Source organism: Paenibacillus sp. FSL R5-0912 (assembly GCF_000758605.1).
Lineage (GTDB): Bacteria > Bacillota > Bacilli > Paenibacillales > Paenibacillaceae > Paenibacillus_AQ.
This window is the reverse complement of sequence record NZ_CP009282.1, coordinates 5501782-5521431: the sequence shown is the minus strand read 5'-3', so window position 1 is coordinate 5521431 and position 19650 is coordinate 5501782. Positions and strand designations below refer to the sequence as shown.

General features: G+C 49.6%; 19 protein-coding genes and 1 pseudogene. 11 read left to right on the top strand and 9 right to left on the bottom strand.

The genetic code is table 11. The features are described 5' to 3' along the window. Window positions 1–11 precede the first annotated feature (11 nt). The 6 genes from nikC to R50912_RS23390 are packed head-to-tail and all read left to right on the top strand — an operon-like array spanning window position 12 to window position 5731. Window positions 12–863 (top strand): nickel transporter permease, encoded by an 852-nt coding sequence (nikC, locus tag R50912_RS23415; RefSeq protein ID WP_042238278.1) that lies wholly within the window; start codon window positions 12–14, stop codon window positions 861–863. After that, on the top strand, window positions 860–1645 hold the full coding sequence (locus R50912_RS23410; protein WP_052416645.1) for an ABC transporter ATP-binding protein: 786 nt from the start codon (window positions 860–862) through the stop codon (window positions 1643–1645). The genes nikC and R50912_RS23410 overlap by 4 nt, the downstream gene beginning before the upstream one ends. A gap of 57 nt (window positions 1646–1702) precedes the next feature. Continuing rightward, window positions 1703–2533, top strand: coding sequence for an ATP-binding cassette domain-containing protein (locus R50912_RS23405; protein ID WP_231637914.1), 831 nt, complete (start codon window positions 1703–1705; stop codon window positions 2531–2533). Between the two features lie 18 nt (window positions 2534–2551). Beyond that, window positions 2552–4222 carry a nickel ABC transporter substrate-binding protein gene (locus tag R50912_RS23400; RefSeq protein WP_042238274.1) on the top strand — a complete coding sequence of 557 codons (1671 nt, stop codon included), beginning with the start codon at window positions 2552–2554 and terminating at the stop codon, window positions 4220–4222. After that, window positions 4222–4974 carry a class I SAM-dependent methyltransferase gene (locus R50912_RS23395; protein WP_042238272.1) on the top strand — a complete coding sequence of 251 codons (753 nt, stop codon included), beginning with the start codon at window positions 4222–4224 and terminating at the stop codon, window positions 4972–4974. The genes R50912_RS23400 and R50912_RS23395 overlap by 1 nt, the downstream gene beginning before the upstream one ends. A 7-nt stretch (window positions 4975–4981) precedes the next feature. Continuing rightward, window positions 4982–5731 (top strand): class I SAM-dependent methyltransferase, encoded by a 750-nt coding sequence (locus R50912_RS23390; protein ID WP_042238269.1) that lies wholly within the window; start codon window positions 4982–4984, stop codon window positions 5729–5731. A gap of 515 nt (window positions 5732–6246) precedes the next feature. On the opposite strand, the gene R50912_RS23385 is transcribed toward R50912_RS23390, so the two are convergent. The 7 genes from R50912_RS23385 to R50912_RS23360 all read right to left on the bottom strand — a co-directional run bounded on the left by R50912_RS23385 (window position 6247) and on the right by R50912_RS23360 (window position 12532). Beyond that, window positions 6247–6876, bottom strand: a complete 630-nt coding sequence (locus R50912_RS23385; RefSeq protein WP_042243072.1) for a LysE family transporter — start codon at window positions 6874–6876, stop codon at window positions 6247–6249. 241 nt (window positions 6877–7117) lie between these two features. Next, window positions 7118–8779, bottom strand: a complete 1662-nt coding sequence (locus R50912_RS23380) for a ribonuclease J (RefSeq protein ID WP_231637698.1) — start codon at window positions 8777–8779, stop codon at window positions 7118–7120. 134 nt (window positions 8780–8913) lie between these two features. Continuing rightward, entirely contained in the window at window positions 8914–10800 is a 1887-nt protein-coding gene (locus tag R50912_RS23375; RefSeq protein ID WP_042238265.1) for a PAS domain-containing hybrid sensor histidine kinase/response regulator, read from the bottom strand. A gap of 188 nt (window positions 10801–10988) precedes the next feature. After that, on the bottom strand, window positions 10989–11498 hold the full coding sequence (locus tag R50912_RS23370; RefSeq protein WP_042238263.1) for a response regulator: 510 nt from the start codon (window positions 11496–11498) through the stop codon (window positions 10989–10991). 1 nt (window position 11499) lies between these two features. Further along, complete coding sequence (locus R50912_RS35240) at window positions 11500–11670, bottom strand: hypothetical protein (RefSeq protein ID WP_156123281.1); 171 nt, start codon at window positions 11668–11670, stop codon at window positions 11500–11502. After that, on the bottom strand, window positions 11667–12104 hold the full coding sequence (locus tag R50912_RS23365) for a PDC sensor domain-containing protein (protein ID WP_042238261.1): 438 nt from the start codon (window positions 12102–12104) through the stop codon (window positions 11667–11669). The genes R50912_RS35240 and R50912_RS23365 overlap by 4 nt, the downstream gene beginning before the upstream one ends. A gap of 32 nt (window positions 12105–12136) precedes the next feature. After that, window positions 12137–12532, bottom strand: coding sequence for a cache domain-containing protein (locus tag R50912_RS23360; RefSeq protein WP_197072967.1), 396 nt, complete (start codon window positions 12530–12532; stop codon window positions 12137–12139). A 46-nt stretch (window positions 12533–12578) separates the two neighbouring features. Between R50912_RS23360 and R50912_RS36015 the strand changes: the two genes are divergently transcribed. The 4 genes and pseudogenes from R50912_RS36015 to R50912_RS23345 all read left to right on the top strand — a co-directional run bounded on the left by R50912_RS36015 (window position 12579) and on the right by R50912_RS23345 (window position 14373). Continuing rightward, window positions 12579–12941, top strand: a complete 363-nt coding sequence (locus tag R50912_RS36015; RefSeq protein WP_231637939.1) for a carbohydrate ABC transporter permease — start codon at window positions 12579–12581, stop codon at window positions 12939–12941. Further along, window positions 12842–13288, top strand: a pseudogene (locus tag R50912_RS23350) (carbohydrate ABC transporter permease); the annotation flags it as partial. The gene R50912_RS36015 and the pseudogene R50912_RS23350, both read left to right, overlap by 100 nt. Before the next feature lie 165 nt (window positions 13289–13453). After that, window positions 13454–13600, top strand: a complete 147-nt coding sequence (locus tag R50912_RS35235; protein ID WP_144026097.1) for a lmo0937 family membrane protein — start codon at window positions 13454–13456, stop codon at window positions 13598–13600. A gap of 209 nt (window positions 13601–13809) precedes the next feature. Continuing rightward, window positions 13810–14373: a 5' nucleotidase, NT5C type gene (locus tag R50912_RS23345; RefSeq protein ID WP_042238258.1), complete on the top strand. Its 564-nt coding sequence runs from the start codon at window positions 13810–13812 to the stop codon at window positions 14371–14373. Between the two features lie 142 nt (window positions 14374–14515). On the opposite strand, the gene R50912_RS23340 is transcribed toward R50912_RS23345, so the two are convergent. Continuing rightward, the gene (locus tag R50912_RS23340; RefSeq protein WP_197072966.1) at window positions 14516–16282 is read right to left on the bottom strand and encodes an ABC transporter ATP-binding protein; all 1767 of its coding nucleotides are present in this window, start codon (window positions 16280–16282) and stop codon (window positions 14516–14518) included. After that, window positions 16282–18039 (bottom strand): ABC transporter ATP-binding protein, encoded by a 1758-nt coding sequence (locus tag R50912_RS23335; protein WP_042238256.1) that lies wholly within the window; start codon window positions 18037–18039, stop codon window positions 16282–16284. The genes R50912_RS23340 and R50912_RS23335 overlap by 1 nt, the downstream gene beginning before the upstream one ends. 488 nt (window positions 18040–18527) lie before the next feature. Between R50912_RS23335 and R50912_RS23330 the strand changes: the two genes are divergently transcribed. After that, window positions 18528–19592: a suppressor of fused domain protein gene (locus tag R50912_RS23330; RefSeq protein WP_042238254.1), complete on the top strand. Its 1065-nt coding sequence runs from the start codon at window positions 18528–18530 to the stop codon at window positions 19590–19592. Window positions 19593–19650: the final 58 nt, after the last annotated feature.

Below are 19650 nucleotides of genomic sequence, written 5' to 3'. Positions count from 1 at the left end.
AGAAGGAGCGGATGATCATATTTCGTATTCCCTTATTTAAGAATAACGGAGCAAAGGTAGGAGCGGGTATCGTACTTGTGTTCATATGTGCCGGGCTCTTTGCCCCGTGGCTGTCTCCCTCTGATCCGCTGCAGATACATATGGAACATAAATTGGGTATGCCTTCCTGGCAATACCCGCTCGGTACCGATCATCTGGGACGCTGTGTGTTATCCCGGTTAATCTATGGGACCCGAACGTCCCTGTATTATTCGTTCATGGTGTTGATCGTTGTTTTTGCAATTAGCATCCCTGTCGGGCTCCTGGCAGGCTACGCCGGCGGCCGGATCGATCATTTGATTATGCGTATCATAGATATATTGCTTGCCTTTCCCAGCTTAATTCTATCCCTTGCCATTACTGCCATGCTGGGTCCCAGTATGAAGAATCTGTTAATCGCATTCGCTGCAGTCTGGTGGACCGGGTATGCCAGAGTGATACGCAGCATGGTGCTTCAAATCAAGGAAAGTGAATATATTACCGCCGCCAAAGCGTCAGGCACTTCTCATTCACAAATTATACTCAGGCATATTCTGCTGAACGCTGCCCGGCCTATTCTGGTTCTTGCTTCTATGGAAGTGGGTACGATTATGCTCTCCATTGCAGGTTTGTCCTTTCTGGGTTTGGGAACTCAGCCGCCTGCACCGGAATGGGGAGTTATGCTGAACGACAGCCGTGCCTATATTCAGACAGAGCCGCGGCTGATGCTCTTCCCGGGTGTGATGATCATGCTGGCGGTTCTGGGCTTTAATCTGTTGGGAGAAGGCTTGCAGAGCTCAGAGCATAATATCAATTCTGCAGGGAAGCGGGGGTCCAGAACATGAGTGCAGAGACTGCGCTGCTGAAGGTCAGTCATCTACGCACCTGCTTCCACACAGGGAGTCATACCCTTGCGGCGGTAGATGATGTCAGTATCGAGGTGAGATCCCGGCAGATTGTCGCGCTGGTAGGCGAGAGCGGGAGCGGTAAAAGTGTTACGGCAATGTCCATCCTAGGCTTAGTAGATCCTCCGGGCATCGTTGAGAGCGGGGAAATCTGGCTTAAGGGCAACAATCTTCGGGAGTGCTCCAGCCGTCAGCTAAGGAAGCTCCGGGGAACCGGGATGGCTGCTATCTTTCAAGATCCTATGAATGCACTGAATCCGGTGCTTACCATCGGCAGGCAGATCATGGAGACGATTAAACTGCATAAGCGGGTATCGGGAAAAGAGGCGAAGCGGCTTGCCATGAGGCAGATGCAGCAGGCGGGTATTGGCGATCCGGAGCAGCTTTTCAATCAGTATCCTTTTCAAATTAGCGGGGGGATGTGTCAAAGGGTAATGATCGCCATCGCACTGGTTACCGGTGCACACTTGCTTATTGCCGATGAGCCTACAACGGCCCTGGATGTAACCATTCAAGCCCAGATTCTTGAAGAACTGGACAGAATCAGATGTATGAACGAGGTCGGCATTCTATTAATTACGCATGATCTCGGCGTGGTTGCAGAGCTTGCGGATTATGTGTATGTGATGAAGTCCGGGAAGATTGTTGAATCGGGCAATGTGTTTGACATTTTCTCAAATCCGGTGAATCCCTATACTAAATACTTAATGGATTGCAGATAACAACGATAATATTACATTAATGAATTGGATGTGGTGAACTTGAGGCTGTTGGAGGCGGTGAATTTGAATAAAAAATACGGCACGGAAAGGGGGTGGTTCACACGTAATGCCAGGAATGTCCATGCCGTCAACAACTTGTCAATCAGTCTAGAGAGCGGTGAGACCCTTGGACTAGTAGGGGAAAGCGGCTGCGGTAAGAGCACTTTGGCCAGACTCCTGCTGGGACTGGAGAAACCGTCCTCCGGAAGAGTTCTATACAAGAATGAGGATTATACGGATTGGAGCTTCAGCGGAATGCGCATGATCCGCAGGAAGATGCAGATGGTATTTCAGAACAGTCTGGCTTCATTTAATCCATTGTTTACAGTGGAGCAGATTATCGGGGAGCCTCTTCGGAATTACGGAGAGTGTAAGGCCGGAGCCCGCAGGGTCACGGTAGCAGACACCCTTGAGCTGGTGGGACTTGAACGGCAGCATATTCACCGTTATCCGCATGAACTCAGCGGCGGGCAGCAGCAGAGGGTTGGAATTGCGCGGGCGATCGCGCTGCGGCCGGAGCTGATCATCTGTGATGAGCCGTTCTCGAGTCTTGATGTCACCTTACGGAAGCAAATGATGGATCTGCTGCTGGCGTTGAAGCGCGAGCTGGGATTATCCTATGTATTCATTACGCATGACTTGTCCGTTGTAAACCGGTTTTGTGACAGTGTGGCTGTGATGCATCAAGGAGCAATTGTGGAGAAGCAATCAGGCGCACAAATGTTGCGTCAAGCAGACCACCCGTATACAAGAGTATTGCTCTCTTCGGTACCTGTGCAGGACCCACGCTTAAGGAAGAAGAGACCGGGGACAGAGTGGCATACCAGCCATGACTTTGATGTTAAGTAAAGAAAGGGTGTACCATGAATGAGAAAGAATCCTAAGACAACAAGCCTATTATCCAAATCATTATTCTTCCTGCTTCTTGTAATAATTATGGTGATATCCGGGTGTAGCAACAGTAACAGCCCGTCTACAGCTGATGCCAATCAGCCTGCGAATAACGAGGCCGCACAAGATCTTGCTATCCAGGAGAAGGTTGTCACTGTTGCCATATCCTCTGATCCCGGTATAGACCGCTTGGATGCCGGGGCCTATGACGGTTCGATGAATGTGCACGCGATGATCTATGACGGATTAGTGGAGTATGGTGAAAGGGGCGAAATTCTGCCAGCGCTTGCGGAGTCTTGGGATATTTCTGAAGACGGAAAAGTATATACGTTCCAGCTCCGAAAGGACGTCAAGTTCTCTGACGGTACGGCGTTTAATGCCGCTGCGGTTAAATTCTCCTTCGAACGCTGGATCAAGGATCCGGCCAATTCATTAAATGTGGCTACGGCAATGGAGTCCCTTGACGTTGTGGACGAACATACGATTACAATGACATTCAACAAAGCCTATTATCCGTTCTTAACGGAGTTATCCTTTGCCAGACCGGTACGGATGATCAGCCCTTCTGCTGTGGAGCCTGCCGGGGATATTACGGGTACATTTATCAAAGCGATCGGAACTGGCGCCTGGATGGCAGAGAGCTACACAACAGATCAGGAAGCCGTACTTGTCCGGAATCCGAATTATTGGGGAGAAATGCCGAAGCTCTCCAAAATTATCCTGAAGGTCGTCCCTGACCCGCAGTCCAGAGTACTGGCACTGCAAAGCGGGGATGTTGACATTGCTGGAGGCCAATTGGGTAAAATCCCGGTGGAAAGTGTGCCGGTAATCGAAGCAGCTCCCTCATTAAGTCTGCAAAAAGCACCAGGAACTAACTCTCATTTCATGATCTTTAATTATAATACGCCTGCTCTTCAGGATCTGAATGTGCGCAAAGCGATCAATCTGGCAATCAATAAAAAAAGCATAGTCGAAGATCTCATGGACGGCATCGGCAGTGAAGCCCAAGGCTTGTTCCCGCTGACGGTCCCTTATGTAACGGAGTCCAATAATACCTGGTACGGCTTCGATCCGCAGGAAGCGGAGCAGCTGCTGGCATCTGCCGGCTACACGGATACGGACGGAGACGGGATTGCCGAGAAGGACGGATTACCGCTAGAGCTTAACTTCGTGCTCCAGCAGGCTGAATATCCGGAATGGAAATCCATCAGTGAGCTGATTCAGTCTGAGCTAAGGGAGATTGGCATTGCCGTCAATCTTCAGGTGCTTGAGCCGAATGCCTACTACGATGCGTTGTGGACAAGCAAAGCCTATGATCTGATCATGTACCGGACTTATGATGATGCCTATAATCCGCATGCGTTCCTGTTGTCCCTGTTCCATGCAACAGCTGAAGCCCCTGCAGTGGTATGGTCTGATGCTGCATTGGAATCACAAATTGACACCGCAGTAGAAGCAACCGGCCTTCAGGAACGTCAGAGCGCATATGACTCTATTTTCTCCAAAATGTATCAGGAGGCTATGTTTGCAGCTATATATTTCCCTGATGATATATTGGCAGTAAATAATAGAGTAACCGGATTCCGGCCGGGGTACACCACCTTTACGCCAATCTTCTGGAACCAGCTGGACATAGGTGAAGAATGATGCTGAAAGAGATCTCGAAATACTGGACTTCAAGCTCGGAGAGTTATGACAAAGTCATACAGACGCAATTCCGCAGCCCAAAAACCATCAGCCTCTGGAAGCAGCTGCTTATGAAAGGGCTGGGGACAAAACCCGGGCAAAAGGTGCTGGATGTAGGAACAGGCCCCGGATTTTTCTCCATCCTCTTATCACAGATGGGTCATCTGCCTACAGCCTTGGATGCTTCTCCGGGAATGATTGAAAGAGCTTCACGGAATTTCAAAAGTTACGGATACCAGGTTCCGGCTTATGTCGGTGATGCTGCCGGCTTGGATATGGAGCTAGAAGATAGCTTCGATGCAGTGGTCTGCAGGGATGTGGTATGGACGCTGCCTGATCCGCAGCGGGCTTATGCCGAATGGTACCGGGTGCTGAAACCGGGCGGGACCTTGATTATTTTTGACGGCAACTATTTATATAAAGAGAGCAAGACTGTATTCCGCAGACTTTGGTATGCCTTATCCTGGACACTGATCCTGCTTACAGAACAAAGAATCCGCCAGCGGAGCAGTCAAGATAAGGAGCTGTTAAGCGGGCTGCCCTTTGTTAATGTACTGCGGCCTGAAGCTGATGAGGCCGCACTAAGACTGGCCGAGTTCCGCAGTATTGATGTTCAGCGGAACTTTATCCCTGCCCGTGCGATGCCGCTGAATTATTTGAAATACGGCTATCAGAATGTAAACCGGTTCATGATACTTGCCAAGAAGGAGTGAATGATAGATGAGTATACAACAAGAGGTGGAAATGTATTGGGAAGGCGAAGCGGGGCTGTATAGTGAAGGTATTCAAAAGGAGCTTAACGGATTCCAGCGGGAAGCCTGGCTGAAGCTTATCCTCGCCCATGCACCACAGAAGGAAAGATTGCATGTTCTTGATATAGGCTGTGGCCCCGGCTTCTTCTCGGTGATTCTCTCAAGTGCCGGGCATCTGGTTACTGCGATTGATTGCACCGACAATATGCTGGAAGAAGCGCGGGCCCACACCAGCCGGGAGGGTGTGACGGTTACTTTCCGCAAGATGGATTCGCACAGGCTTGACTTTGCTGCGGAGAGCTTCGATCTGATCGTGTGCCGCAATGTCACCTGGAGCCTCACCCATCCGCAGTCAGCCTACAAAGAGTGGAGAAGAGTCCTTAAGCCGGGAGGACGGCTGCTGGTCTTTGATGCCAACTGGAATCGTCATCTTTGGGACGAAGAGATGAAGCGGAAGCACGCAGAGGATCAGCAAGCCTATGTGGATAAGGGTTTCGGTGAGCTTCCGCATCATAAGGATATAGAGGAAACTGACCGTCTGAGCCTTGTTTTGCCCCTGACCAGAGAGTGGCGTCCAGAATGGGATATACTGACTCTCAAGGAAGAAGGGTACTCCGTTATCTATGCTGAAGAGAATCTGAACGCCAAAGTACTGGACGAGAAACAGCAGGTCCTGAACCGGTCAACGCCGATGTTCATGATCTGTGCTGAGAAATGACAAAGCACTCTTCAAACACCGATATGAAAGGCACCTCAGGGTGCCTTTTTGAATACCCAAAAAACCTTTCTCGAATGTTAGACTCAGCCACTGCCCCCCGCGTGATCTCTTCCAACAGCCTGGAGGTAGTATTGTTCAATTGGATGAAGCATCTTCTGGTATCAAGTGCATCTGCTGCTGTGATGAAGGGACTATTCCACCTTCAACAGTTTGTTGCCCCTGTTCATTCGGATTGAATATTCGGGCCGTGGTTTCATCATCCCTTCCTACTCCTGTATCCGTAATACTGACCTTAACCCGGTCACCAACAGTAGAGGCTTCAATAATAATCTCTCCTTGCTCCGTATACTTAATTGGGATAATCTTTTCTCATCTGCATATACGTGTGAGAGTATTGAAACAGTGTAAACGTCTTAACTGAACAAAAAATGAACAAATTTTGATTGTTGAAAAATGTGATAAAAGTCCAGAAACGCATTCCGGGAAGTCCGCTCACTTCGCGGATGCTGAATGCTCTAGAGAAAGAGCAGCTGAACAGCCTGTACACCAAAATAGAAACCAAATCCGACCAGTGACAGACCGGAGCATACAGAGATTGCTTTTAGCACCCGGACGGTCAGGAATTTGCGGAAAATGCTGGAGGCCGCTGCCATGGTGACATCCCAGAGCAGTATCCCCAGCACGATGGCTCCGCTGTACAGCAGCAGCTGGTGCATCGGGTACTGGCTTGCCGCTTCGGCCAATATTGATCCGTAAATGCCTAGCCAGAACAGAATAGAGAGGGGATTGAACAGTGACATCAGAAACCCGGATAGAAAGGATTTGAACAGGGAGGCTTCACTTCCTCTCAGTTCTGCTACCGAAACTTCACCCGAACTCTTGATGCTCTCCACCCCTGTGTAGACAAGGACAAAGAATCCGAACAGCCACAGAAAAGCCTTGACAAACGGAGCATCCAGCAAATGAATCATGCCGAAATAGACGAGCAGCATGTAAATAATATCTGCGCTGACTGCACCAAGGCCAACCGCCCAGGCGTGCAGAAATCCTCCGCGGAGACCCTTGTCCAGCTGTGCTGCGTTAATGGGACCGATGGGCGCCGAAAGGGATAAACCCAGAAAGATATAACCTACAAAAATGTTAATATTGTCCACCCCCGTTATACCGTTAGTTTATTCTGATAAAGTAGTTTGTAGGACAACCAAAATGAAAGGCCTGCGGAATCCGCAGGCCTTAAATTTGTAAAATCAGTTTTGGAGAATCCAATCCATTGAGAGGGGTAACAAGAAGTTATAAGTAAGCTCCTTTATCTTTGAAATGGAAACAGGGTTAGCATTCCCGATAATCTGCAAAAATTACAGAAATATTACCCCTTTGAAATTCCGTTTACACTTCAATAATGATAGGGAGAATCATGGGACGGCGTTTCGTCTTCTCATAAAGAAATTTGCTTAATGTGACCTTTAGGGTCTGCTTAATAATATTCCACTGACCTAAGTCAGCCTCGCTCATCTTCTGAAGAGTTGCCTTGACCAACTGATTGATCTCATCCATCAGATTGTCTGAATTGCGGACATAAATGAATCCCCGCGAAATCGTATCCGGCTCGTTCAACAGCCGCCCATCCGATTGACTAAGAGTAATAACCGTGATCAGTACCCCGTCAGCAGATAATTGGCGCCGGTCCCGCAAGACTACATTGCCAATGTCGCCAATTCCAAGGCCATCCACAAAAATCTGCCCGGCAGTCACCCTTCCTGATTGGCGGACAACTCCTTCTGCCGACTCCACCAGCTCGCCATTTTTGAGCAGGAAGATATGATCTCCCTGTACCCCGACAGCTTCGGCCAATAAGCGGTGGTGATGCAGCATCCGGTATTCCCCATGAATCGGAATGAAGTACTCCGGCTTCATTAAGGTCAGCATCAGCTTTAATTCCTCCTGGCTGCCGTGGCCGGACACGTGAAGCTCGCTGCGCGATCCATAAATCACCCGTGCGCCGAGGAGATACAGATTGTCTACAATCCTGGATACATTGCGTTCATTGCCCGGAATCGGATTGGCTGCAAGGAGCACGGTATCTCCGGCACCGATTTCCATCTGCCGGTTGCTTGAATTCGCCAAGCGGGATAATGCCGCCATAGGCTCGCCTTGACTTCCCGTACACAGGACAGCTATTTCATGCAGCGGCAGCTTGGCAGCCTCCGCAGGTTCGACCAGCATTCCCTCAGGAATGGTCAAGTAACCCAGCTCCCTAGACACAGCAACAACGTTCACCATACTCCGTCCAAGCAAGGCAAGCTTCCGCCCCGTGAGGATAGCGGCATCAACGATTTGCTGCAGCCTGTGTACATTGGAGGCGAAGGTGGAGACAAAGATTCTGCGCTCTGCTTTCTTGAAGGCCTCTTCCAAATGGGCGCCCACCAGCTGCTCGGATGGAGTAAATCCGGGACGTTCAGCATTCGTGCTCTCCGAGAGCAGAAACCGGACACCTTTTTTTCCAATGTCCGCCATTTTATGTATATCCGGATATTGTTTGTTCACCGGGGTCATATCGAATTTGAAATCGCCCGTGTGGACAACAGTTCCTTCGGGGGTATCAAAGACAATACCCAGGCAGTCCGGAATACTGTGATTGGTATTAAAGAAGCTAGTGGTGATTTGGCCGAACGTGAGGATGGAGTCCGAATTGATGCAATTCAGGCTGGCTTGACGTAGAAGCCCGTGTTCTTTGAGCTTATTCTCGATTAATCCCAGGGTCAGGCGGGAGGCGTAGAGAGGAATATTTAATTGCTTCAGCAGGTAAGGGATACCTCCGATATGATCCTCATGTCCGTGAGTTACAACCAGGGCCCGTACCTTATCGATATTTTCTAATAAAAAAGCTACATCCGGAATAATTAAGTCGATCCCAAGCAGGCTCTCGTCAGGAAATTTGGACCCGCAATCAATAGCCACGATATCATCCCCATATTGCAGGAAATACATATTTTTGCCTATCTCGTGTACACCGCCTAATGCAGCAATCCGTAGCCGTTCTTTTGACATTGTGAGCACCCCTTCCATATATAAATCATCTTTATTATGTTTGGGTGTGCAGGATATTATCCAGATATCTATTCATATACTAGACGCATTAGCAGACCTCCGGTATATTCTGTGAAGGTCTGCGCATCCATATCCTATTTTTGCACAAACTGGTTTATAAGCTTCAGAATGACTTCACGCTTTACAGGCTTACTGACATACTCGTCCATCCCTGCAGCCAGGCACTTTTCCCGGTCCCCCTTCAGCGCATTGGCTGTAACCGCGATGATAGGCGGACTCTTCTCCTTAAGCTCCTCTCTGATCCTCTTTACCGCCTCGAAGCCGTTCATAATCGGCATATGCAGATCCATTAATATGAGATCAAACGGCTGTTTACATGCTGCTTCGACTGCATCTATCCCGTTTGTTACGGTAGTAATCCTGTGACCTATTTTTTCAAGTGTCTTGGTCATCACCAGCTGGTTAATATAATTGTCTTCCGCAAGGAGGATGCTCACCTCGCGTGTGGCAGGAAGTTTGTTCAAGGGAGTCTCTTGGCTGTAACTGTCTTCAGCTTTCTTGGGCTTGATCGTGAAGGTGAAGGAGGAGCCTCTTTTGCCGTCACTCTCTGCATAGATCTCGCCGCCCATCATACCGATAATTCTGCGGCTGATAGCAAGTCCGAGGCCGGTGCCTTCATGTTGGCGTGACATAAAACTGTCAATCTGCGCGAAGGGCTCAAAGATCTCGTTAAGCCGGGAGGGATTAATTCCAATGCCTGTATCTGTCACCGTGAAGGCCAACATGAACGGAGTTTCCCGGACAAGCTTCACTTTTACCGATATACTGCCGCTCTGCGTGAATTTAACAGCATTGCCGAGCAGGTTCAGAAGTACCTGCTTTAACCGTTCGCTGTCGCCGTATATATGGTCGGGAACATCATGATTTATGGTGCTGGAGAGTTCCAGGTTCTTTTGGGCAGCACTTATGGAAATGACAGCAAAGCTGTCCTTGATGCATTTGCGCAGATCAAATGTATGCTCCTGCAGTTCAGTACGGCCTGCCTCGATTTTGGACAAATCAAGGATGTCATTGATAATATTGAGCAGGGTTTCTCCGCTTTTACGGATAATTTCCACATAGCTCTGCTGCTCTCCGGTAAGCTCCGTGGTATCGAGCAGGATATCCGTCATGCCTACAACCCCGTTCATCGGAGTGCGGATTTCATGGCTCATCATAGCCAGAAACTCGCTTTTTGCCCTGTTTGTGGATTCGGCGGCTTCCTTGGCAAGCAGCAGCTGTCTCTGCTCGGAAATGTCTTTGCATATAAGGTAGAATCCGATATTTTGATTATTCACGTAAATCGGTGCAATACTGGTAAGCACTTCTATGACTTCTCCATTTTTGGTATAAAGCGTATTGATATGCTGATCAACCGATTCATCATATAGAGATCTGTCCAGAATGTTCTGGACACTCTCCTGTCCAATCAGAAGGGCCAGTTCCATTCCGATCAGATCAGACTCGATGGAGTAGCCGGTTATTTTTTCAGCCATACGGTTGGCGTTAATAATCCGGCCGTCCAGGCCAAAGGAAATGACGGAGTCATGGTTGTATTTTTTTAGCGATGTGTACCGCTCTACGGACTCCTGAAGGCGCTGCTCGGATTCCTTTTGCTTAGTGATGTCAACGATTTGACAAATGTAATACGATGGATGATCCGCCTCGCTGAAAAACTTGAGAGTGAGCATTCCCCACATCTGATCCCTTTTTTTTGAAAGAAACCGCGTTTCAAGCTGTATATCCGTTCGGTCACCCAAGAGCTCCCTAAGATCATGTATATTTCCGAATTCATCATCGGGATTGAAAAGTTCTTGCAGCTTCATTCCGTCAAACTCAGCCTTGGAATAGCCAAAGATCCGTTCCATGGCGGGGTTAACAGTCAATATCACACCTTCTGATCCAACCAGTGCGATTCCAAAGGAGGCATTATCTATGACCTGCTGGTTGAACCGTTCCTGATTCAGGTTTACTCGATGCATGGCGTCCTCCTTAAGTAAGTTTTTATTGTCGTGAAAAATAGACCTTCCGCTTTGAAGGTCTTTTCGATACTTAAAATTTAATGGATATAACTTCGGATTAAATTTACCCCTTTGGTTTCTTATTGAATCACAATGGTTGGCTTTGCCAAAAAGAGGGGCTTAGATCAATTTCCGGTATTCTACCGGAGTCATACCCATTCAGCCTCATCCCAGACTGGCTGCTCGAGGAACATACGGATAAATCTCGTCCGGATTGCAGAGTGGTTCTGCGAGACCAGCTTCTGCATCTGGAGGTAATTATTCTGGGAGATCATTCTGATCTCCAGCCGGGAAACCGCCTCAGTCAATACTGAAATGACCTGATCAATTTGCAGGCTTTCTTTCAATATATATTCGGCAACATTCAATTTCACTGCCTGTTGGGCATATTCGAATTCCCCGTGGCAGGACAGGATAATCGCCTGGAGCTGGGGATTTACTTCCCGGGCCTTCCGGATTAATTCCAGTCCGTCCATCGCCGGCATGCCGATATCTGTGAGCAGAATATCAGGCTGATGCAGCTGGCAGGCTTCCCAGGCTTGTTTGCCGTCAGAGCAAGAAGCTGACAGCTCCAGGCCTAAGGTATCCCAGGGAATACTGGCGCTCAGATATTCCAGTACGGGATAGTGATCATCGGCTAATACTACTTTGTATAACACGTTAATCCACTCCAATCCGCTTCACAGGCAGTACTAATTGTACGATTGTACGGTGTCCGTGAAGGCTCTCAATATTGCCCCCGCCTTGTACGAATCCGTGCTTATAAGCATTCTCAATAATCGGCTGGAGAATAAACCGCGGAACGGTCTCCAGCAGCAAGTCTTTATTCACATGACAAGTACAGGCTTGGTAAATCTTCGCAGTAAATACGTTAACGCGAACAAAAAACTGACCGCAAATACGGTTTGAAAGATCAGGCCGGTCCGGTTGATCCCATTCAATCTTTCCGTCAGCTGTTCATAGGGGGCTACGCTGACTAACCTCCATTTGGCATATTTAAGCGGCAGCGAGAGGAGAAGCTGGTTCTCGTTCTTAAATTCTACGATATCCGGGAACGCCAGCTCATCGATCGGCAAAAGGGTATTGAAATCAGATCCTATCAGGGCCTGGTTCCGGTTGGACAGAATCGTATCCTTATCATTCAGCAGATAAACATCTTCCTCTAATGAAGCAAACCGCTCACGAATGGAGGCTTCACTGCGGCTGACAATAAGGTATGCATAGGGCGGAGCGGCAATCCCTTCTCTTAATGCCCGGGCTCTCATGAATACAAACGGCTTCTCAGGCTCAAGGGAGTTCAGATAATTAGCTTCTGCCCCATGAATAAAGTGTCATACGGGGAGAGCTTCTCCAGGGTTGGGAACCAGCCTTGTCCAATAAATTGACGCGGATCATAGTCGTAGAAGGAATAATCAGAATAGGCATGTCCTTCCTTGTCCAGAAGCGTGATGCGTAAGTCGAGGGTATCGCCAGCCACCTGCTCCAGCCGGCTGGTCAAGGTTCTTGCGGCGACCGGATTGGTCTTGGCATCCTCAAGCAGGGTCTTGATCTCCGGATCAAAGTGGACAAAATTCGAGACCGAGACCATCTCTTCGAAGATCACATCAATCTGTGACTGCACAATCGTTAAGGATTGCGTGGCTTTTTCCAGAGAGTGCTCCCGGATAATTCTGACCATAACCCTGGTGATCATTCCGATTCTCTTATCCGGTGTGATTAGCTTCTCGGATGGGGATTTTGTGTCCGGGCTGGAAGGGTTTCATTTTGTCGGCCTGGACAACTACACCAGGCTGGTGCAGGATGAATCCTTTCACCGTTCGCTGATTAACAACCTTATTATGATTGCCGTGGTCCCAGTAGCGATGTTTCTGGCGTTGGTGCTGGCAGCATTAATTAACAAAGCAACGTATTTCAAAACCTTTTTCAAAGTGATTTATTTCATGCCCTTCATTTCGAGCTTTGTTGCTATAGCCCTATTATGGAGAGTACTGTACCATCCCAACAATGGCTTCCAACGAAATGGAATATGGTGGAGAATTACAGGCAGGTATGGGCTGGAGCCGTACCGTTCTCACTTTATTACTGGAATAGTACGAAGGTAACGTTGATGTCGACAGCGCTGTCATTGATTATTTCCGCCATGGCAGCCTATGGATTCTCGAAGGTTATTTTTAAGGGACGGGATATGCTGTTCCTGGTTGTCTTAGCCACCTTTATGATTCCAACCCAAGCCATTCTCGTTCCGCAATTTATTATGTACCGCTGGCTTGGACTGTTTGACAGTCATATCGGGCATGTGCTGCTTGCCGCTTCAGGTGTGCTGGGAACCTTTTTGCTGAGACAGTTTTTCCTCGGCATTCATGATGAGATTATTGAATCCGCCCGTATTGATGCTGCCGGCCACTGGACGATCTTTAGCCGGATCGCCCTGCCGCTTGTGCAGCCGGCCCGCTATTCTAGTAAGCTCCGAAGCCATGGGCATTGTACCAGCCGGAACGGCAGCTGCCGGTTGGGCACAGGATCACGGCCTCCAGTCTGCTGAACAGCCGTTTGAACCTCCTTCCAGAAGGGTAAAAAGAGAGAAACACCCCTCGAGGAGAAAGGCGGTAAGCTTATGCTGTGGGGATTAATCGGACTTGTTGTCGTAGTATGGCTGTTCGGCTTTATCTTTGATGTTATGGGCAATCTGATTCACCTTCTGCTATTTGTCGCTGCGGTACTGTTTGTGATTAACCTGTTCCGGGGACGATCCCGGAGTTAACAGGACATAAACAAGAGCGGGTTCAAATACTTAATTAAACAGTTAACACACAAGCACGCGGCACCCTCATAGGGACGCGTGCTTTCGTGCGTAATCCTTGAATTCTCCCGCAGGGGAGACTTTAAGGATTAGTCCTGCTTCCGGCAAGTCTGGACACGTTCCCTCCGGATGCCTATAATGTAATCACTATGCAACCTGGAGGAGAATCAATGAATAAACCGATCATCGCCGTCGATATGGATGATACCATCTGTCATCTCGTCAAACGTGCGATATACCACAACAACATTGAGTTTCCTACGCATCCGCTCCGCTACGAGGATATGATGGACTGGAATACAGACCACCTTCGCCATCCGGACAGCACGATGGACCTTTTCTTCGGCAGACCCGGCCTGTACGAAGAGCTGGAGCTGTTCGATGAATATGTGGTCGAAGAGATGGAGAAGCTTCACAACGCTTATGATGTCATTATTGTTACAGCCGCTGTTCCCAAAACAGTGCTTGAGAAATGGAACTGGATGCAAAAGCACATGCCGTATATCCCGGCCGAGAACTTCTTCACCTGCAAGCGCAAGCATCTGATCGGCTTCGATCTGCTGATTGATGACGGTCCGCATAATTTGCTGCCCGCTGTACAGGCAGGGAGGAAGGTGCTCTGTATCCCGCATCCCTGGAACCTGCGGGCCCGGGAGGAATATGCCTTTCCGCTGATGACCTCCTGGCAGGGGGCGAAGGAGCGGGTGGATGAAATTTTGCAGGCACGGCAATAGCCGTTGACTGCATCTGCTATAAGGGGCTAACCCAGAAAGCCAAGAATGGCTGCTTGGGATAGCCCTTTTTAAATTTAGGATGACCTTGAGTGTAATTCTGCTAACCTCGGGTATTCATCTGGGCCTGCCTTTGTTCGTACGATTAGGAAGCCTGCTCAAACTGGCTGTTGTACAGCTCCGCGTAGAATCCGTTCTTCGCCAGCAATTCTGTATGACTGCCGCTTTCCAGGATATCGCCGTCCTTCAGGACGAGAATCACATCGGCATTCTTGATTGTGGACAGCCGGTGGGCGATGACGAAGGAAGTTCTGCCCTCCATCAGCTGATCCATCGCCTGCTGGATCAGCAGCTCAGTCCGGGTATCCACGGAGCTTGTAGCTTCGTCAAGAATGAGCATCGGCGCATCCTTCAGCATCGCACGGGCAATGGTCAGCTGCTGCTTTTGTCCGGCGGACAGGTTGACCTTATCGTTCAGGACGGTATCATATCCGTCGCTAAGGCTCTGAATGAAGCGGTGCAGCCCAACAGCCTTGCAGGCTTCTACGAGCTTCTCGTCCGTGATATTCTGCTGATTGTAGATCAGGTTCTCCCTGATTGTGCCTTCAAACAGCCAGGTTTCCTGCAGCACCATGCAGAACAAATCGTGGATGTTCTCCCTCGTCAGACTACTGATCGGTGTGTCATCGATGTAGATTTCTCCGCCGGTCAGCTCGTTGAAGCGGATGAGCAGATTGACGAGCGTGGTTTTGCCTGCGCCGGTCGGTCCGACAATGGCCACCTTTTGCCCTGGCTTCACATCGGCCGAGAAGTTCTTGATCACCAGGTTCCCGGAATTCTCATAAGCGAATTTCACCTGGTCAAAGCTTACTTTACCTGCCGCAGTTGCCAGTGTGTTCTCTTTGCGGCTCTCGTCTTCCAATTCTGCTTCTTCGAGGAATTCAAACACACGTCCGCCTGCGGCCGATGCCGATTGCAGGTTCTGCGCGGCCTGGGCGATCTGGGATAACGGCTGGGTGAAGTAACGTACATACATAATGAAGGCGACGATAACCCCGAAGGAAATAGTTCCATCTAAGGCCAGTACAGCACCAACGACACAGACGGCAACGAAACCAAGATTACCGATAAAGCCCATTAGCGGCGGCATCAGTCCGGAGAGGAATTGCGCTTTGAAGGCGCTGTTCTTCAGCCCCTGATTCAGTTCCTGGAAGGTGCTGCGCATCTGCGCTTCACCGTTATAGGCTTTTACAACATTATGTCCGGTATAGACTTCCTCAACATGACCGTTGATTTTGCCCAAGAATTCCTGCTGGCTGGCAAAATACTTCTGCGATTTCTTCATAATAACCGCCATCAGGCCGAAGCCGATGATTGTTGCCACGATAGCGGTAAGGGTCATAATTACATTGGTCCGGAGCATCATGAGGATTGAACCGATGAACATGGCTATGGCGGTTACCACTGTACCTATGCTCTGATTCATCGCCTGGCCGATGGTATCCACATCATTCGTTACCCGGGAGAGGATATCCCCTGTGGCTGACTTATTATAGTAGGAGATTGGAAGCCGGTTCATCTTATGAGCCAGATCGGTTCTTAATTTCTTGGAGACCTTCTGGGTAATATTCGACATGATCAGGCCCTGGGAGAGCGATAATACCGCACTGATGGCGTAAATCACGACGAGGGTGATGCCGATGGCAGCAATGCCGTCCATATCGATCCCGCCTGCGAGACCGGCAGTGATTTTGTCCGTAATCTCGGAGAGCATATCCGGACCGAGCAGGGTGAGCACGGTTCCCGCCGCCGCGCAGATCAGCGCAATGATGATCACCGGAACGTATTTCCGGCAGTAACGGAGCAGCTTGCTCCAGGTATTCTGTCCTTTGGTCTTGGTTTTCATCTTCATTAGGCAAGCTCCTCCTTGGTCAGCTGTGAGTAAGCAATTTCCTGATAGACGCTGCAGGTGTGCATTAATTCGTCATGCGTGCCCATTCCGGCAATTTGTCCGGCTTCCAGTACGATGATTTTGTCGGCGTCTTTAATCGTACCAATGCGCTGGGCAACGATCAGCATCGTGGATGCAGAAGCAACCTTCTTCAACTCGCTGCGCAGCTTGCGGTCCGTCTTATAGTCAAGCGCCGAGAACGAATCATCGAAGATCAGAATTTCCGGGCGCCGGGCAATTGCTCTGGCAATCGAGAGCCGCTGCTTCTGTCCGCCGGACAGATTGGAGCCCCCTTGGGCGATGTGGGCATCGTAGCTGCCCTCCAGCTTTTCCACAAATTCAGAGGATTGGGACGTGTAAACCGCATCTACAATATCGGAGCTGAGCACCTGACCGGCACCATTCTCGCCAAAAGCAATATTCGAAGTTACCGTTCCGCCGAACAGTACCGCCTTCTGGGAGACATAGCCCATTTTATTCCGCAGCGCCTGCTGGTCGTATTCTTTGACATTGATGCCATTCACGAGCACTTCGCCTTCGGTAGCATCATAGAAACGGGGAATGAGATTAACAAGCGTACTCTTGCCGCAGCCTGTTGAGCCGATAAAAGCAACCGTCTCCCCCTGCTTCGCCGTGAAGCTGATGTTCTCCAGCACATAATCCTCTGCGTCCGGATATTTGAAGCTAACCCCTCTGAATTCAAGCTCATCCACACGCTTCACAGGGAAATGAGTAACTGATCCGTTCTTCAGGCTAGGCACGGTTTCCAGCACCTCATTAATACGTTTGGCCGATACCTGGGCGCGGGGCAGCAGAATGAAGATCATGATCAGCATCATGAAGGCCATAACCACCTGTATCGCGTACGATGAGAAGACAATCATATCTGAGAACAAGCCCATCTTGGCGGTGCCGTCAGCCGCTTGAATAATTACAGCACCAATCCAATAGATGGAGAGGCTGAGTCCGCTCATAATCAGGGAAATACTCGGCATCAGCGTTGTCATTACATTGTTGGCAAACAAATTGGTGCGGGTTAGCTCGTTGTTGGCGGAGGCAAATTTCCCTTCCTGGTATTTCTCGGCATTGTAAGCCCGGATGACCCGCAGACCGTTCAGATTCTCTCTGGAGACACGGTTCAGATTGTCGGTTAACTGCTGCAGTTTCTTGAATTTAGGAAGAACGAGAGTGATGCAGACGGCGACAATCAGCACCAGCAGCCCAACAGAGGCGCCGGTCGCCAGCGTCCACTGCCAGCTTTTTCCCGTAATCTTGAGGATCGCCCATACGGCAAGGATGGGTGCTTTGACCAGCAATTGCAAGCCGATGACAATCAGCATCTGCACCTGGGTGATATCATTCGTGGACCGGGTAATCAGGCTGGCGGTGGAGAAGTTGCTGATCTCCTCCATTGAGAAAGACTGCACCTTATCAAACAAATTAGCGCGTAATCTGGCTGACAGGTCGGCCGCGATTCTGGCGGCAATCCCTGCCACGACAATCGAGGTGGCCAGACTGCCGAGTGCACAGAGCAGCATCCAGGCTCCGGCGGTCAGGATCTCACTCATTTGGCTGCCCGGGGTCTGGATCAGCCGGGTAATATCACTCATGTAGTCAGGCAGCTCCAGATCCAGCCAGACCTGCGCGATAATGAACATGAGGCTGATGCCGAATAAGAACCATTCTTTGGGCTCCAGGTTCTTCAGTAATTTCAACATAAGAATGACTCCTTTGCATGTTTGTTGCTATGATCGTACCGGAGAATGATAAACTGAAAATTAACTTTTGCTGAAACAAGCTGAAAATACTATGAAAAAGAGACCGTCCCGAGAGCAGCCATGAGACTTGCTATGACAAAGAGGCCAACCCGCAAGCAGCCATGAGGTGGCCGTTCAGCTTGGGATAGCCTCTGGTCTGGTAAGAGTCATCAAAATCCTGTACAAAATACAACAATTCCCTCATTTAAATCGGCCATAATTCGAAATTGTTGCAGCGATTCTACATTCATCTTCTGGTAGCCCCCTTAAGTCTCGTACATTTAGTGTAACATGAATAAGAGGGTGGGTTAATCAGAGCAATCACCTGGAGGCAGATAAATCTTGTACTGGTCATAGCTGGTTATGATCAAGAAATTCCGGGTAATGAACGGGAGATTAAGGGCTTGAATGGGCCAGTTATACATAAATTTGAATCCGGAGGGAACATAATGAGCGAAGAAGAAGTGGAAGCAACCGGTTGGGATGCCATTGAGGAACAGATGTCGGGTTTGTATGGACAACAGGAGCCGAAGCATTATGCTGCCTTGTTGCCTTACATGCTGGGGGGAAAGGACCCGCTGAACGGAATCAGTGCCTATAAGGCAGAGCTGCCTTATCCCCATTGGCACTTTGTAACCTTCGGATTCTCTGAGCTATATGACAAGGAATCAGAGGACCCGGAATACAGCGGCTACGGATTTGAGCTGACCTTCCGGCTGGCACGTACTGCCGGAGAAGAGGAGCCTCCGGCCTGGGCGATGAATCTGCTGCAGAATATGGCCAGATATGTGTTCAGCAGCGGTAATATTTTTGCTTCCGGGCATTACCTGGATGCGAACGGTCCTATCTGTCTGGGTGCAGACACGAGGCTGACCGCTCTGGCTTTTACCGGTGATCCGGAGCTTCCGGCTATGGATACCCCGAATGGACGGGTAGAGTTTCTGCAAATGGTGGGGATTACCGCCGATGAACTTGAAGCCATGATGTCTTGGAATACCAACGCATTCCTGCAGGCCAGCCAAGAAGTACTACCTGCATTTATCACCGATCTTGGACGGGATTCACTGCTGCGGCTTCCGGTAATAGAGGATGCAGTGCGGCAGGGGATTGAACGTGACGGGTCCCAGACAGGCATCCTGTATGTGGATCAATTGGACTTCGAGCCTGGCAGAAATCGTCTGCTCAGCAAAGCACCGGCCGTCCTGGCTATGGGGGCACAGCAGGCAGCGACGGTAGCCAGGCTGCTGCGCGGCCGTCTGCTGAAGGGCAGGAAGCTGACGCTCACCAGCCCTAAGCTGCAGGTTGTGCTGGAACCGGCACAAGAGACTGGCTGCAAGGAAGACGGCGGGAACATCCGCATCAGCCTAAGTGAAGCTGCTGTTCTGGAGCTGGAATCGAAGCTTAAGCCTAAGGAAAGCGAGTTCAAGCTGTCCACTGCCAAAGAACTGATGATACGGGTGAGAAAGACGTATATCAAAGACCAGGAGGGCAAGGTAGTGGATACCATCGGCTAATAGGGGGGCGGTCATGTGGACCGCCCTTTGTTGAGTAATCATCGAAGATAAGGCCCCA

Coding starts and splice junctions, on each gene's coding strand:
- nikC (WP_042238278.1), top strand. CDS start 12: ATGATCATATTTCGTATTCCCTTATTTAAGAATAACGGAGCAAAGGTA.
- R50912_RS23410 (WP_052416645.1), top strand. CDS start 860: ATGAGTGCAGAGACTGCGCTGCTGAAGGTCAGTCATCTACGCACCTGC.
- R50912_RS23400 (WP_042238274.1), top strand. CDS start 2,552: ATGAGAAAGAATCCTAAGACAACAAGCCTATTATCCAAATCATTATTC.
- R50912_RS23395 (WP_042238272.1), top strand. CDS start 4,222: ATGCTGAAAGAGATCTCGAAATACTGGACTTCAAGCTCGGAGAGTTAT.
- R50912_RS23390 (WP_042238269.1), top strand. CDS start 4,982: ATGAGTATACAACAAGAGGTGGAAATGTATTGGGAAGGCGAAGCGGGG.
- R50912_RS23380 (WP_231637698.1), bottom strand. CDS start 8,779: ATGTCAAAAGAACGGCTACGGATTGCTGCATTAGGCGGTGTACACGAG.
- R50912_RS23375 (WP_042238265.1), bottom strand. CDS start 10,800: ATGCATCGAGTAAACCTGAATCAGGAACGGTTCAACCAGCAGGTCATA.
- R50912_RS23365 (WP_042238261.1), bottom strand. CDS start 12,104: ATGAGAGCCCGGGCATTAAGAGAAGGGATTGCCGCTCCGCCCTATGCA.
- R50912_RS23360 (WP_197072967.1), bottom strand. CDS start 12,532: ATGATCACCAGGGTTATGGTCAGAATTATCCGGGAGCACTCTCTGGAA.
- R50912_RS35235 (WP_144026097.1), top strand. CDS start 13,454: ATGCTGTGGGGATTAATCGGACTTGTTGTCGTAGTATGGCTGTTCGGC.
- R50912_RS23345 (WP_042238258.1), top strand. CDS start 13,810: ATGAATAAACCGATCATCGCCGTCGATATGGATGATACCATCTGTCAT.
- R50912_RS23340 (WP_197072966.1), bottom strand. CDS start 16,282: ATGAAGATGAAAACCAAGACCAAAGGACAGAATACCTGGAGCAAGCTG.
- R50912_RS23335 (WP_042238256.1), bottom strand. CDS start 18,039: ATGTTGAAATTACTGAAGAACCTGGAGCCCAAAGAATGGTTCTTATTC.
- R50912_RS23330 (WP_042238254.1), top strand. CDS start 18,528: ATGAGCGAAGAAGAAGTGGAAGCAACCGGTTGGGATGCCATTGAGGAA.